This is a genomic window from Halorubrum sp. Atlit-8R (genome assembly GCF_003666025.1).
Classification (GTDB): Archaea; Halobacteriota; Halobacteria; order Halobacteriales; family Haloferacaceae; genus Halorubrum; species Halorubrum salinarum.
Map to the genome: position 1 here is coordinate 59,940 of NZ_QPLV01000003.1, position 14,209 is coordinate 74,148.

The window sequence follows — 14,209 nt, forward strand, 5'->3', positions numbered from 1 at the left end:
CGCCGGAAGCGCCCCACGGTCGCGGGTCCGGGGCGACCGGGAAACGCCTAAGCCGGTCGCGGCCCGCTCTCGGGTATGCGACCGATATCGATCGTCGGCGACGGGGCCCCGGCGCTGGCGCGGCGGCTCGCGGCGCGGCTCGACGGGCGGGTCGCCGTCGTGGAACGCGACGACCTCGACGGAGCGCGCCCGCGCGGATCGGACCCGAGCGACCGGGCGGCCGACGGCGGAGCGGTCGAGGGCGGGGTCACCGACCCCGCCGGGCGCCCCGACGCGGACACCGAGATCGCGTTCGACGCGGACGGGAACTGGAGCGGTCGGGGGCGAGTCGAGGGGTTCGACGACCTGCTCGACGGGCTCGCCCCCGACCACGACTACCTCGTGGCGGTCGGCGAGTCGCGGCTGCGCGTGCCGGCGGTCCTCCTCGGCGCCGACCCGGACCCCGAGAGCGTGCCGGGGACGGTCCTCGCGACCGCGGCGACGGCCGAGGCGGTCGACCTCGATCGGCTCGTCGCCGACCTCGACGCGGCCGAGCCGTGGATCACCCGCGAGACGCTGGTGGACCGCCTCGAGGCGTCCGCGGACGCCGAGCGGTCGGGCGCGATCGCCACGTTCACCGGCCGCGTGCGGGCCCGCGACGCCCCAGACGACGACCGGACGACCCACCTCGCGTTCGAGAAGTACGAAGGGGTCGCCGCGGAGCGGATGGACGCCATCGCGGACGAGCTCGCGGAGCGCGACGGCGTCTTCGACGTGCGGATGCACCACCGCACCGGCGTGATCGAGGCGGGCGAGGACATCGTGTTCGTCGTCGTCCTCGCCGGGCACCGCCGGGAGGCGTTCCGGACCGTCGAGGACGGGATCGACCGCCTGAAAGACGAGGTGCCGATATTCAAGAAGGAGGCGACGGAGTCGGAGACGTTCTGGGTCCACCGGCGGGACTGAACGGCCCGCGAGGGGAGTTCGAGTCGGCGCGCCGAGGGGATTCGGCCTCCGGATCGCGACCGCGGACGGCCCGAGCGAGGGGCGCACAGAGGACGCACGGCGGGCGCGCGAGGAGCGCGCCGGCGCTCCGAGGCGGATCAAACCGGCCCATTTTGCCGCTTATTCGCCCGGCGAACGCGGAGACAGAGGTGACTCGCTTACCGAGTTGTCAGCGTCGGAAACGCCCTCAGAACCGATTATAAAATTTCTGCGCCGTTCTGGAACCGTTGTAAAGAGTCCGTCAGACACGTTTTACCTCGGAGCGAGCGGTGAAACGCCCTGAAACCCCCTGAACGTCGCCCAACGGTGTTACCTTTATAACACCCTCCGGCGGCAAGCGTGGGGTGTACCATGAGCGCGACAGCGAACCCCTCCACGAACGCGAGCGCGAACGACGACCGCAGCAAGGAAGAGCGGCTGAAGGAGTACCTGCTCGACCGCGCCCAGGACGGCGAGATGTACTTCAAGGGGAAGTTCATCTCCGAGGACGTCGACCTCTCCCCGAAGGAGATCGGCGCCCTGATGGTGAAGCTCCGCGACTCCGCGACGGAGCTCACCGTCGAGAAGTGGTCGTACACGGGCGCGACGACCTGGCGCGTCGAGCCCGCCTGACGCCCGCGGTCCGCCGACCGACGCTCGCAGCACCGCCCCCGACGCACACCGCCGCACCGGATCCCGCGGCTCGGTCCCCGACTCGCGCTTTCTGACCCCGCACGCGTCCGCCGCCCCCGGCGCGCGGACGACCGGTCCCTCGTCTCCGGCTCGCTCGCCCGCCGACGCGGGGTTTATACTCGCCGACCAGTTACGACGTGACGATGCCAGAACACGAGGACGCGGCGGCGGCCGGCGACGGCGCCCCGCGTCCGGAGCCCCTCCGGACGTTCTTTCGGATCGACGAGATCCGCCGCGAGGACGGCCGCGTGCGGTACCGCGGCGAGTCGTACGTCCCGGAGCGGACGCTGTTGCGGAAGCTGACCCCCCACTTCCGGGAGGCGGGCTACGAGGTCGACGTGGAGGCCGTCGACGACGGGCACGTCGTCGTGGCGACCCCGTTCGACCGCGGCCGCGACGGGATCCCCTGGGTGAACGTCGCCATGTTCGCGGCCACCGTGCTGTCGACGCTGTTCGTCGGCGCCTACGGCTGGTACTACGTCCCGCTCGCCGAGATACAGTCGAACCCCCTCACCCTGCTCCAGGCGTGGCCGTTCACCGCCGCCGTCCTCGGCGTGCTGATGACCCACGAGCTCGGCCACTACGCCGCCGGCCGGTACCACGGCGTTCCCGTCTCGCTGCCGTACGTGATCCCCTTCATCTTCCCGTTCGGGACCCTCGGCGCGGTGATCCGGATCCGCGGGCGGATGCCCTCGCGGAAGGTCCTCTTCGACATCGGCGCCGCCGGACCGATCGCCGGGCTGGTCGCGACGGTCGCCGTGACCGCTGTCGGGCTCTCGCTCGACCCGATCGGGGTGCCGGCGGAGCTCGCGAACTCCTCGGGGCCGGTGATCCGCTTCAACAACCCGCCGCTTTTAGACCTCATCGCCGGCGTCCTCGGCCAGCCGACGAGCTACGGCGACCCGCGGCTGAGCGCCCACCCGGTCGTGATCGGCGGCTGGGTCGGGATGTTCTTCACGCTCCTGAACCTCCTCCCGGTGGGCCAGCTCGACGGCGGCCACATGGTCCGGGCGATGCTCGGGCCGCGACAGGAGACGGTGGCGGCGCTCGTCCCCGGCGCGCTGTTCGGGATCGCCGCGTACCTCCACTTCTGGCGGGGGCTCGGCCTGAACGAGTCGGTCGGCTTGTGGGCGTTCTGGGGCGTGTTCGCGACGGTGATCGCGTTCAACGGCCCGGCGAACCCGGCCGACGAGGACGGCGTGGGGCTGCCGCGGCTCGCGGTCGGCCTCGCCACGTTCGCCGTCGGCGCGCTCTGTTTCCTCCTCGTCCCGATCCAGGTCGTCGGGGCGTGACGCCGCGATGAGCCGGGCCCTCTCGTCGCTGCGCGCCCGGGTCGAGCGGCTCGGCTTCCGGACGCTGTACCGGCTCGCCGACCTGACGTACGCGCTCGGCGTCGCGACCCCGAAGCGGACGGTCGCGGGCACCTACTGGAGCCACGAGCCGACGAACCCGCACGGCGACGACGCCGGGCTCGCCGCCCTCGATCGGCTGCCGACCGACGCGGTGGTCCTCGACGTGGGCGCGCACGTCGGCGAGCACGCCATCCCGCTGGCGCTGGGCACCGACCGCCGGGTGGTCGCGTTCGAACCGAACGGCGAGAGCGCGGACCGGCTGGCGCGGAACGCCGACCGGAACGGGCTCGGCGGCGGAAGCGGGGCCGGCGGCGGAGACGGGGACCGCGGCGGGATCGACCTCAGACGCGCCGGCCTCGGGGACGCGAACGCGACGCTCACGTTCTACCGCTCGACGTTCTCGAAGTGTTCCGCGTTCGACCGCGAGTCGGCGACCAGGTGGGGCGCGAGCGTCGCGGGCACGGAGTCGGTCCCCGTCCGCCGGCTCGACGACCTCGTCGAGGGCGTCGGCGACGAGGGGGAAGATGGGGTTGGCGCCGTCCCCCCGCCGGACGCGATCAAGGTCGACGTCGAGGGCCACGAGGCCGCGGTCCTCCGGGGCGCGACGGCGACGCTCGCGACCCACCGCCCGCTGCTCGTCGTGGAGGTCCACGAGACCGCCGAGGCGGCGGCCGAGGACGCGAAGGGGGGTGCGGAGGAGGCGGCGGCCGAGTCCGGCGCCGCCGCCCTCCGCGAGTGGCTGGCGGCGCGAGACTACGCGGTCGAGGAGGCGGAAGACGTGTGGATCTGTCGGCCGGAAGAGGCCTGAATCACCCGTTTCCGGGAGGGAACGGGTCAGTCGTCGCGCCGCTGCTTCATGCCCTGCCTGGTGAACTGCGGGGTGGCGCGGAGGCCGCGCTTCTTCCGGAACGACCGGTACAGGGCGATCGCGAGCGGCGCCGCCAGCGCGAGGACGACGACCGCGAGCCGCCAGTTCTCGGCGAACGAGTAGAGGATCGTCGCCGAGAGGACGCCGACGGCGAGCAGCACGGAGTAGGCGATCCGCATCGCCAGCTTCTCTAACACCTTCGTGTCGTCCTCCAACACGACGTTGACCGTCAGGTCGTCGCGGTTGGCGCGGTCGAGGAACTCGTCGGCCTTCGGCGGCACCGTGAACAGCGCCTCGGTGGTGCGCTGGACCTGCCGGCCGGCGTCCTCGGCGAGGTCGCGGGCGGTCTGCTCGTAGTACCCCTCCTCGCGGAGGTAGTCGGTCGCCGTCGAGATGAAGTCGAACTCGGGGTCGAGCGTGACGCAGACGCCCTCGACGACGGTGGCGACCCGGAGGACCAACGCGAGGTTCGGCGGGAGCCGCAGCGGGAACTCGTAGATGGTCGACTCCACCTGCTCGATGATCTGGTTCACCTGGTACTGCTCGATGTCCTCGCCGCTGGCGTCCGCGATGGCCAGCTCCATCACGTTGCCCATCACCTCGCGGTCGGCCTCCGGCGAGAGCGTCCCCATCGAGATGAGCGTGTCGAGGATGTCGTCGATGTCCTGGCGCGCGACCGCGACGTAGAACTCGACGATCTTCTCCTGGATGAACGGGTCCACCCGGCCGGCCATCCCGAAGTCGTAGAAGATCACGGCGCCGTCGTCCGCGACCGCGAGGTTCCCCGGGTGCGGGTCGGCGTGGAACACGCCGTCCTCGATGATCATCTGGAGGTACACCTCCTGGAGCGTCTCCGCGACCTCCGTCCGGTCGTGGCCGGCCTCGTCGAGCGCGTCGATGTCGCTGATCTTCGTGCCCGGAACGTACTCCATCGTGAGCACGCGCGGGCCGGAGACCGGCTCGTACGTCTCGGGGATCCGGATCCGGTCCTCGTCGGCGAAGTTGCTCCGGATCTCTTCGAGCATGGTCCGCTCGCGGGCGTAGTCCATCTCCTCGCGGATCGTCTTGGCGAACTCGTCGGCGAGGTTCTCCAAGGAGAACGCCCGGCCGGCGCCGGTGAACCGCTTGATGAGGGGGATCGACCAGCGGATCGTCCGGAGGTCGGCCTCGACAAGCGACTCGATGCCGGGGCGGCGGACCTTCACGGCGACGTCGTCGCCGTCGTAGGTGGCGGTGTACACCTGTCCGAGGCTGGCGCCGCTTATCGGGTCGCGGTCGAACTCGTCGAAGACGTCGTCGACCGGGCCGAACTCGTCTTCGAGGACGACCTTCGACTCCTCCCACGGCGCGGGCGGCACGTCGTCTTGGAGTCCCTCCAGCACCTCGATGTACGCCGGCGGGAGGATGTCCGGGCGCGTCGAGAGGATCTGGCCGAGCTTGATGAACGTCGGACCGAGGGTGAGCAGGATGTCGAGCAGCACCGCGGCGCGCTCGCGCTGGGTCTCGGCGTCGACCTCGCGGCTCCCGCCGAACAGGAAGTACCGCCGGCGGTCACGCCAGTAGGCGATGATGAGCGGCGAGAACCGCCGCAGAACGACGACGAACCGCCAGTAGGCGCGAAGGTTGACCAGCGTGACCACCCGTCAGGCGTCGCCCTCGTCGTCGGCGTCGTCGACGGGGATGGTCCGGGAGACGTCCCGCTCCCGCTTGGGGACCGATATCTCGAGGACGCCGCGGTCGATCTCGGCGTCGGCGCCGGCGCCGTCGGCGTCGGTCGGGAGGGGGAGTTCCGCGTCGAGGAACAGCGGGCGGTCCTCGCGGACGTACTCGAACCCGTCGGGGACGGCCTTCTCGCGGCGGCCCTCGATCTCGATGCGCCCGTCCTCGACGAGCACCTCGGTCGTCTCGGCGGCCGCGCCTGGGAGGTCGACGACGAGGACGTACCCGTCGTCCGACTCGAGTAAGTCCGCAAACACCGCGTCCGGGAGGTCCCGGAGCGCGTCGCGTAGCGCTGACATGAACACGGGTAGGGTCGCCGCGGCGAAAAAGCTGTGGAAAGTCGGGATCCGCCCCCGGGCCGGATTCGGTCAGACCGCCCGGACTCCGTGCGGCGACCGCCGACCGCTCCGCCGCGCGCGGCCGCGCCGGGTCACTCGGTGTCGCCGATGTCGAGGTCGAACTTCCCGAGGTCCTCGCCCTGGGACTCGCCGGGGAGGATGTCGCCGAGCCCCGCGCCGAACGCCGCGGCGGCCCAGACGACGGCGATCCGCCCGGCCCGTTCGAGCGCGGTCGGGTCGCCCTCGTGGAGCCGGCCCCAGAACAGCAGCATGCTGGCCGACGTGGCCAGCGAGACGACGAGGACGCCCGCGTAGCGGCGGGGGATGAGTCCGAAGATCGGGTGCCGGATCGTGATCTGCCGGAAGTCGGCGAAGTAGAGGAGGCCGGCGACCGCGACGAGGATGAACCCCACGTGGCCGATCAGCAGGACCGGGACGCCCGCGACGGTCGTCGCCGCGAACCAGGCCGCGATCTCGAAGACGCCGCCCTCGACGAGCAGGGGGAGCGCGAAGAGCACCGCGCCGACGAACGACTCGGCGAGGTCCCGGGAGGTGTACTTGGTGATCCGCTCGGCGAGCGCGCCGGTCCCGGGCATCCGCTCGACGAGCGAGATGGTCTGCCTGACCTTCTCGCGCTCGTGGCCCTCGTCGACGGTGTCGCTCAGGGCGTCGAGCTTCGCGAGCAGGTCCTCGATGTCGGGCTCGGCGGGGGCGCCCGCGGCGTCCGCCCGCTCCCCGGATCCGTCCGCGCGGCCCGTGTCCGGCTCCCGTTCGTCGCTGTCGACCATGTGGCCCCGCGACGCGCGGGCGACCTAAAAGGGTGCCTCCGAGTTGTAGGCGTGCGCGCTGTGACCGGTCCCCCGGTCCGCACGGCCGCGGTGACTACAGGCGGCCGAGGAACTCCGCGAGCGCGTCGTTGAACGCCGCCGGCCGTTCGAGCATCGCGAGGTGGGCGGCGTCGGGGACCTCGCTCCACTCGCCCTCGGGGATCTCCGCCGCGAGGTACTCGTGGTACGCCGGCGGCGTGAGCCCATCGTGGGCTCCGACGACCGCAAGCGCCGGGACCGCGATCTCGTCGAGCCGGTCCCGAACGTCGAATCGGTGGCACGTCAGGAAGTCGCGCTCGGTGACGGCGCGCCCGCAGGCGCGCATGGCCGCCTCGGAGAGCTCGACGTACTCCGCGGGCGCGTCGTGGAAGAGCCGGTCCGGCTCGTGGAGGAGCGAGACCGCCCGCTCGAAGTCGTCGGCGAGCGCGTCGCGGAGCGGTTCGGCCACCGCGAGCTTCGCGCCCGTGCCGGCGAGGACGAGGCCGTCGAGCGCGAGGTCCCGCTCTAAGGCGACCCACAGCGCGACCGCGCCGCCGAGCGAGTTCCCGCAGAGGACGGTCGCGTCCGTCGCCTCGGCGACCGCGACGACGTCGTTAGCGTACGCGTCGAGCGCCTCGCGGCCGGCGGACGCCGTCGCGTCGCCGCTGTCGCCGTGCCCGGAGAGGTCGACCGCGACCGCGGGGAAGCGGTCCGCGAGCCGCGCCTGCGACTTCCAGACGTCCTTCGTGCCGCCGCTGCCGTGGACGAGACAGACCGTCGGTCCGTCGCCGCCGCGGTCGAACCGGCGGTACGCCGTCTCGCGGCCGTCGTGGGTGACCCGTTCCATGTCCGGGCGGTTCGGCGGCGAACGGTATAAACGCCGGAGGGGCCCGGCCCGGGGATCGGCGGCCCGAACCGGTCGCGGATCCGATCGCTCGACGGCGGCCGATCCCCGGGCGATCCGGTCCGAACCGCTATACTACCGATACGATCGGAAACACTCACGTCATGCGATTTTGAGCGACAAGTTTATATACTTATGCGACTAACTCGTAGTTAGGATGAATCACATACAGACCCGATCGACCGGCGACGGCGCGCTGCTGCGCCGGTACGAGTACGACGACCGGTGGATCGTCGCCGCCGACCTCGGGGTCGACGACGATTCGGTCACCGTCGACACCGTCGGCGAGACGGCGATCGTCGTCGTGGAGGGACCGGACGGCCCGGTCGAATCGGAGTTCGAGCTGCCGGGGACGGCCGTCGACGCGGCCGTGAACAACGGCGTGCTCACCGTGGAGGGCGAGCGATGAAGCTGACCGTCAAGCCGCTGAAACAGAAGGACGCCGGTCGCCGCCTCGCGGCGATCGACCGCGTCGCGGCCGAGGAGCTCGGGCTCTCCGGCGGGGACATCGTCCGCGTCGAGGGCGGCGACGGGGCCGCGATCGCCCGCGTCTGGCCCGGCTACCCCGAGGACGACGGCACCGGCGTGATCCGCATCGACGGCCGCCTCCGCCAGGAGGCCGACGTGGGGATCGACGACCGCGTCACCGTCGAGGACGTCGACGTCTCGCGGGCTGACGCGGTGACGATCGCCTTCCCGAGCCAGCTGCGGGTGCGGGGACAGATCGCCCCGTTCATCCGCGACAAGCTCTCCGGACAGCCCGTCACCGAGGGGCAGACGATCCGGACCTCCCTCGGCTTCGGGCTGATGGGCGGCCAGTCGCAGGCGGTCCCGATGAAGATCGCCGAGACGAGCCCCGGCGGCACGGTCGTCATCACCGACGAGACCGACATCTCGATCTCGGAGATATCCGCCGAGGAGATCGCCGACCGCGGCGACACCGCCGGCGGCACCGGCGAGGGCCCCGACGTCACCTACGAGGACATCGGCGGGCTCGACGACGAGCTCGAACAGGTCCGCGAGATGATCGAGCTGCCCATGCGGCACCCGGAGCTGTTCAAGCGCCTCGGCATCGACCCGCCGAAGGGCGTCCTGCTCCACGGCCCGCCGGGCACCGGGAAGACGCTGATCGCGAAGGCGGTCGCCAACGAGATCGACGCGGACTTCCACACGATCTCCGGCCCGGAGATCATGTCGAAGTACTACGGCGAGAGCGAAGAGCAGCTCCGCGAGGTGTTCGAGGAGGCGTCCGAGGAGTCGCCGGCGATCATCTTCATGGACGAGCTGGACTCCATCGCGCCCAAGCGCGAGGAGGCCGGCGGCGACGTGGAGCGCCGCGTCGTGGCCCAGCTCCTCTCGCTGATGGACGGGCTCGAGGAGCGCGGCGAGGTCGTCGTCATCGGGGCGACGAACCGCGTCGACGCCATCGACCAGGCGCTCCGCCGGGGCGGCCGCTTCGACCGCGAGATCGAGGTCGGCGTCCCCGACCGCGACGGCCGCAAGGAGATCCTCCAGGTCCACACGCGGAACATGCCGCTGACCGACGGGGTCGACTTAGACGAGTACGCCGAGAACACCCACGGCTTCGTCGGGGCCGACTTAGAGTCGCTCGCGAAGGAGTCCGCGATGCACGCGCTGCGGCGCATCCGCCCGGAGATCGACCTCGAGAGCGACGAGATCGACGCCGACGTGCTGAACAACATCCAGGTGACCGAGGCGGACTTCAAGGAGGCGATGAAGGGCATCGAGCCCTCCGCGCTCCGCGAGGTGTTCGTCGAGGTCCCGGACGTCAGTTGGGACCAGGTCGGCGGGCTCGAAGACACCAAAGAGCGGCTCCGCGAGACGATCCAGTGGCCGCTGGAGTACCCCGAGGTGTTCGAGGAGCTTGACATGGAGGCCGCCAAGGGCGTCCTGATGTACGGCCCGCCGGGCACGGGGAAGACCCTGCTGGCGAAGGCGGTCGCCAACGAGAGCGAGTCGAACTTCATCTCGATCAAGGGGCCGGAGCTGCTGAACAAGTACGTGGGCGAGTCCGAGAAGGGCGTCCGCGAGGTGTTCAGCAAGGCCCGGGAGAACGCGCCGACGATCGTGTTCTTCGACGAGATCGACTCGATCGCCACCGAGCGCGGGCAGAACTCCGGCGACTCCGGCGTCGGCGAGCGCGTCGTCTCCCAGCTGCTGACGGAGCTCGACGGGCTCGAATCGCTGGAGGACGTGGTCGTCATCGCGACGACGAACCGCCCGGACCTCATCGACTCGGCGCTGCTGCGCCCCGGACGCTTGGACCGGCACGTCCACGTGCCCGTCCCCGACGAGACGGCGCGCCGCCGGATCTTCGAGGTCCACACGCGGAACAAGCCGCTGGCGGACGACGTGGACCTCGACGCGCTGGCGCGCAAGACCGAGGGCTACGTGGGCGCCGACATCGAGGCGGTCGCCCGCGAGGCGTCGATGAACGCCTCCCGGGAGTTCATCGGCAGCGTCACCCCGGAGGAGGTCGGCGAGTCCGTCGGTAACGTCCGCGTGACGATGGCCCACTTCGAGGACGCGCTGAACGAGGTGAACCCGAGCGTCACCCCCGAGACGCGCGAGCGCTACGAGGAGATAGAACAGCGGTTCAAGCGGTCGGAGGTCGACCGCGACGAGGCCGAGCCGGGCGCCGCGTTCCAGTAAGCCGAGCGCCCGTCCGCCGTTCCGCGCCGATCGCGGGACGGCTCCCCCGTCGATTCCTTAGACGACGCCCAGCGTCGACAGCAGGTAGAACGCGGCGACGACGACGATACCGATCGTGACGAGCCGCCACGCGAGCTTTAACACGAACTTGCCGACGACGATGATCAGCGCGACGGCGACTAAGGCGACCAGCAGCTGGCCGACCTGACTGCCGAGCAGCGCGGCCTGTGCCGGCGCGACGAGTCCCGCGAGCGCGAGCGACGGTGCGGTCATGTCCGGGGTCACGGCGAGGCCGGGCATAAGCTTGTGGGACGAGGGCGGACCCAGTTGTCGATCGTTGATATATCGGCGGCAAGAACTGCGTCGAGCCCGGCGCGCGCTCCGCCCGACGACGGACGCAGAGGGACAAGCGGCCGTCGTTACCGGGAGAATCACCGCCCAGCAACCCCCCTTTTGTTCCGGTGGGAAGACGCTTCTGTCGCACGGTTTGGTCGTTCGAAGACCAGTTTCACTCCGGTCTACCCATGCTTATGTGTACGGAGTCCGTTCCTTGCCGACGTACCGTAGTCAGCGTCAGACGCGCCGGACCGACGTTACATACCGAATCGGACATGTAGATGCCGCGCGGGTCCGAACATCCGAACCTACAAGGGCCCGCCTCGCCAGTACACCAACACTACAGATGACCCATATCCCACGCCAAGCCAGCGGGGTGGCCGCCGAATGAGCAGCAACGGCGTCACCGCGGACGGAGTCGAGCTACCGATCAAACGCACCACCGGGGACACAATGGAGGAGCGGCTCACGGGCAACGCCTACCACAATATCCTGCCCGCGCGCTACCTTCGGAAGAACGCGGACGGCGAGCCGGCGGAAGACCAGGAGGAGCTGTTCGACCGCGTCGCGCGCAACGTCGCGCTCGCGGAGGCCGTCTTCGAGGCCGAGAAGCAGGGCGTCGAGGTCACCGTCACGCCCGACCAGCTGAAGCCCGACCACCCGCGACGCGACGAGCTCGCCGAGGAGGTCTTCGGCGCGGGCACGACCGCGGCGGACGACGCGGAGACGACGCTCACCGCACACAACGTCAATAAGTTCGCGTACGAGACGGTCGTCCCCGAGCTGCCCGAGAGCGTGCGCGACCACGTCGAGGCGACGGCGGAGACGTTCCGGGAGGGAATGGAGTCGCTCTCGTTCATGCCGAACTCCCCCACCCTGATGAACGCGGGCGACGAGCTCCAGCAGCTCTCCGCCTGCTTCGTCGACTCGCCCGGCGACGACATCACCGACATCCACCAGACCGCCAAGGAGGCGGCCGAGGTGTTCCAGTCCGGCGGCGGCATGGGGTACGCGTTCTGGCAGCTCCGCCCGTACGGCGACTCCGTCGGATCCACCGGCGGCATCGCGTCCGGGCCGATCACGTTCATGCGGACGTTCGACCAGATGTGCGAGACCATCGCGCAGGGCGGCGCGCGCCGCGGCGCCCAGATGGGCGTCATGCGCATCTCGCACCCGGACGTGATCCAGTTCATCCACGCGAAGAACAAGGACGTCTCGCTGGCCCACTCGCTGCGCCTGAACGACCCCGACGACTTCACCCACAACTCCTTCGCGGACGCCTTAGAGGAGGCCCGCGACCTCATCGACGAGGACGGGAAGGTGCCCGAGCACCTCCGGAACGCCGTCGAGGGACACCTCTCGAACTTCAACATCAGCGTCGGCGTCACGGACGACTTCATGGAGGCGCTGGAGAACGACGAGGAGTTCACCTTCACCAACCCGCGCACGGAGGAGCCCCACGTCGCGACGCCGGAGACGAAGGAGCTGTACGACATGTTCGGCCTCGGCGAGCACGTCGAGGTCGGCGAGGAGCTCTCCGTCCCGGCGGCCGAGATCTGGGACCACATGATCGAGGGCGCCCACGAGAACGGGGAGCCGGGCGTCGTCTACCTCGAGCGGATCAACAAGGAGCACTCCTTCGACGTCGAGGAGCACCCGGAACACCGGATCCTCGCGACGAACCCCTGCGGCGAGCAGCCCCTCGAGGAGTACGAGGCCTGTAACCTCGGCCACATCAACCTCTCGACGCTCGCCGACCTCGACGCGCCGGACTGGCGCGTCTGGTCCGACGAGCACGCCGACGAGTACGACTCCGAGGCGGCCGCGGTCGAGGCGTTCTTGGACGAGGCGATCGACTTCGAGGAGTTCGACGAGCGGATCGCGTACGGCACCCGCTTCCTCGAGAACGTCGTCACGATGTCCGACTTCCCCGTCCCGGAAATCGAACAGAAGGTCCGGGACATGCGGAAGATCGGGCTGGGCATCATGGGGCTCGCACAGCTGTACGTCCAGCTCGGCGTCCGCTACGGCTCCGAGTCGGGCAACGAGATCGCCCGGCAGCTGATGACCCACATCAACCACGAGTCGAAGCTCGCCTCCCACGAACTCGCCGAGGAGCGCGGGACGTTCAACGACTGGGCGGACTCGAAGTACGCGAACCCGACCGAACACCGCGACTGGTTCGAGCACTACACCGGGCTCGACGCCGACGAGTGGGAAGACGGCTTCCCGATCCGCAACCACAACACGACGACGATCGCCCCGACGGGCACGACGTCGATGATCGGCAACACGACTGGCGGCTGCGAGCCCATCTACAACGTCGCCTACTACAAGAACGTCTCCGACGACGTCCAGGGCGACGAGATGCTCGTCGAGTTCGACGACTACTTCCTGCGCACCTTAGAGGCCAACGACGTCGATGTCGACGCGGTCAAACAGGAGGCCCAAGAGCAGATGGCCGAGAACGCGTTCGACGGCGTCGAGGGGTTAGAGACGGTGCCGGACGCGATCGGCGAGCTGTTCGTCGTCACCGGCGACCTCTCCGCGAAGGACCACGCCGGCGTCCAGGTCGCCTGTCAGAAGGGCGTCGACTCCGCCATCTCGAAGACGGTGAACGCGCCGAACGACTCCACGCTCGGCGACGCCAAGGAGGTCTTCGAGTACATCTACGAGAACGGCGGGAAGGGCGTCACCTACTACCGCGACGGCACCCGCTCGAAGCAAGTGCTCACGACCCGCGCGCAGAACACCGAGTTCGCCGACGAGACCGAGGCCGCCGAGACCATCGTCGAGCAGATCAACGACGTGTTCGGCGGCGTCGAGGCGTTCCTCGACAACGAGGACGTCCGCGCGGCGATCGACGCCGAGGTCGCCGACCTCCTCGAAGCGACGGAGCAGCCCCGGATCGACTACAGCGAGCGCAGCCCGCGCCCCGACTCCCTGAACGGCGTCACGCAGCGCGTCGAGACGGGCTACGGCAAGCTGTACGTCACCATCAACGAGGACGAGAACGGGCTACCGTTCGAGCTGTTCGCGAACATCGGCCACTCCGGCGGCTACACCAACTCCTTCACGGAGGCGCTCGCGAAGGTCATCTCGACGGCGCTGCGCTCCGGCGTCGACCCCGAGGAGATCGTCGACGAGCTTCAGGGCACCCGGAGCCCGAAGGTCGCCTGGGACAAAGGCGAGCAGATCCAGTCGATCCCGGACGCCATCGGCACCGCGCTGCGGCGCTACCTCGACGACGACGTCGACAAGGGGATCCCCCAGCAACAGAGCCTCGACGACGTCGAGGAGGCCGCGTCGGGCGCCGGTCGGCCGAGTCAGACCGACGGCGGCGCGGTCGACGCCGGCACGGCGACCGACGCTCCGAGCGGGCCCGGGCCGGCGGCGGACGACGACGCCGCGGGCGCGGACGACTCGACGCAGGAGCTCATCGCGGCGGGCGAGTCGCCCGAGTGCCCCGAGTGCGGCGGCATGAACCTCTACTACTCCGAGGGCTGCAAGACGTGCGAGTCGTGCGGCTGGTCGGAGTGTTAAGCTAACACACCCCT

Annotated in this window: 12 protein-coding genes; 7 read left to right on the forward strand and 5 right to left on the reverse strand. The window is 70.1% G+C overall.

Going from position 1 to position 14,209, the window contains the following annotated elements; all coding sequences use genetic code 11:
- Window positions 1-75: 75 nt before the first annotated feature.
- The 4 genes from DVK05_RS08895 (at window position 76) to DVK05_RS08910 (ending at window position 3,816) form a co-directional block, all read left to right on the forward strand.
- Window positions 76-945, forward strand: a complete 870-nt coding sequence (locus DVK05_RS08895) for a molybdopterin synthase (protein ID WP_121563027.1) — start codon at window positions 76-78, stop codon at window positions 943-945.
- 390 nt (window positions 946-1,335) lie between these two features.
- On the forward strand, window positions 1,336-1,596 hold the full coding sequence (locus DVK05_RS08900) for a hypothetical protein (protein ID WP_121563028.1): 261 nt from the start codon (window positions 1,336-1,338) through the stop codon (window positions 1,594-1,596).
- Window positions 1,597-1,799: 203 nt separating this feature from the next.
- Window positions 1,800-2,948 (forward strand): site-2 protease family protein, encoded by a 1,149-nt coding sequence (locus tag DVK05_RS08905; RefSeq protein WP_121563029.1) that lies wholly within the window; start codon window positions 1,800-1,802, stop codon window positions 2,946-2,948.
- 7 nt (window positions 2,949-2,955) lie between these two features.
- Window positions 2,956-3,816, forward strand: coding sequence for an FkbM family methyltransferase (locus tag DVK05_RS08910; protein ID WP_121563030.1), 861 nt, complete (start codon window positions 2,956-2,958; stop codon window positions 3,814-3,816).
- 26 nt (window positions 3,817-3,842) lie between these two features.
- Here DVK05_RS08910 and DVK05_RS08915 read toward each other — a convergent pair whose 3' ends face one another.
- The 4 genes from DVK05_RS08915 to DVK05_RS08930 form a co-directional block, all read right to left on the reverse strand.
- Window positions 3,843-5,516: an AarF/ABC1/UbiB kinase family protein gene (locus tag DVK05_RS08915; protein WP_121563031.1), complete on the reverse strand. Its 1,674-nt coding sequence runs from the start codon at window positions 5,514-5,516 to the stop codon at window positions 3,843-3,845.
- Between the two features lie 3 nt (window positions 5,517-5,519).
- Entirely contained in the window at window positions 5,520-5,894 is a 375-nt protein-coding gene (locus DVK05_RS08920; protein ID WP_121563032.1) for an Hsp20/alpha crystallin family protein, read from the reverse strand.
- Window positions 5,895-6,025: 131 nt separating this feature from the next.
- Window positions 6,026-6,721, reverse strand: a complete 696-nt coding sequence (locus DVK05_RS08925) for a DUF2391 domain-containing protein (protein ID WP_121563033.1) — start codon at window positions 6,719-6,721, stop codon at window positions 6,026-6,028.
- Between the two features lie 94 nt (window positions 6,722-6,815).
- Window positions 6,816-7,586 carry an alpha/beta fold hydrolase gene (locus DVK05_RS08930; RefSeq protein ID WP_121563034.1) on the reverse strand — a complete coding sequence of 257 codons (771 nt, stop codon included), beginning with the start codon at window positions 7,584-7,586 and terminating at the stop codon, window positions 6,816-6,818.
- 214 nt (window positions 7,587-7,800) lie between these two features.
- Here DVK05_RS08930 and DVK05_RS08935 point away from each other — a divergent pair, with 214 nt between their 5' ends.
- Window positions 7,801-8,052 (forward strand): Hsp20/alpha crystallin family protein, encoded by a 252-nt coding sequence (locus DVK05_RS08935; protein ID WP_121563035.1) that lies wholly within the window; start codon window positions 7,801-7,803, stop codon window positions 8,050-8,052.
- Complete coding sequence (locus DVK05_RS08940; RefSeq protein ID WP_121563036.1) at window positions 8,049-10,316, forward strand: CDC48 family AAA ATPase; 2,268 nt, start codon at window positions 8,049-8,051, stop codon at window positions 10,314-10,316. Before DVK05_RS08935 ends, DVK05_RS08940 begins: the two co-directional genes overlap by 4 nt.
- A 57-nt stretch (window positions 10,317-10,373) precedes the next feature.
- On the opposite strand, the gene DVK05_RS08945 is transcribed toward DVK05_RS08940, so the two are convergent.
- Window positions 10,374-10,616 (reverse strand): hypothetical protein, encoded by a 243-nt coding sequence (locus tag DVK05_RS08945; protein ID WP_121563037.1) that lies wholly within the window; start codon window positions 10,614-10,616, stop codon window positions 10,374-10,376.
- A gap of 423 nt (window positions 10,617-11,039) precedes the next feature.
- Here DVK05_RS08945 and DVK05_RS08950 point away from each other — a divergent pair, with 423 nt between their 5' ends.
- Window positions 11,040-14,195, forward strand: a complete 3,156-nt coding sequence (locus DVK05_RS08950) for an adenosylcobalamin-dependent ribonucleoside-diphosphate reductase (RefSeq protein ID WP_121563038.1) — start codon at window positions 11,040-11,042, stop codon at window positions 14,193-14,195.
- Window positions 14,196-14,209: the final 14 nt, after the last annotated feature.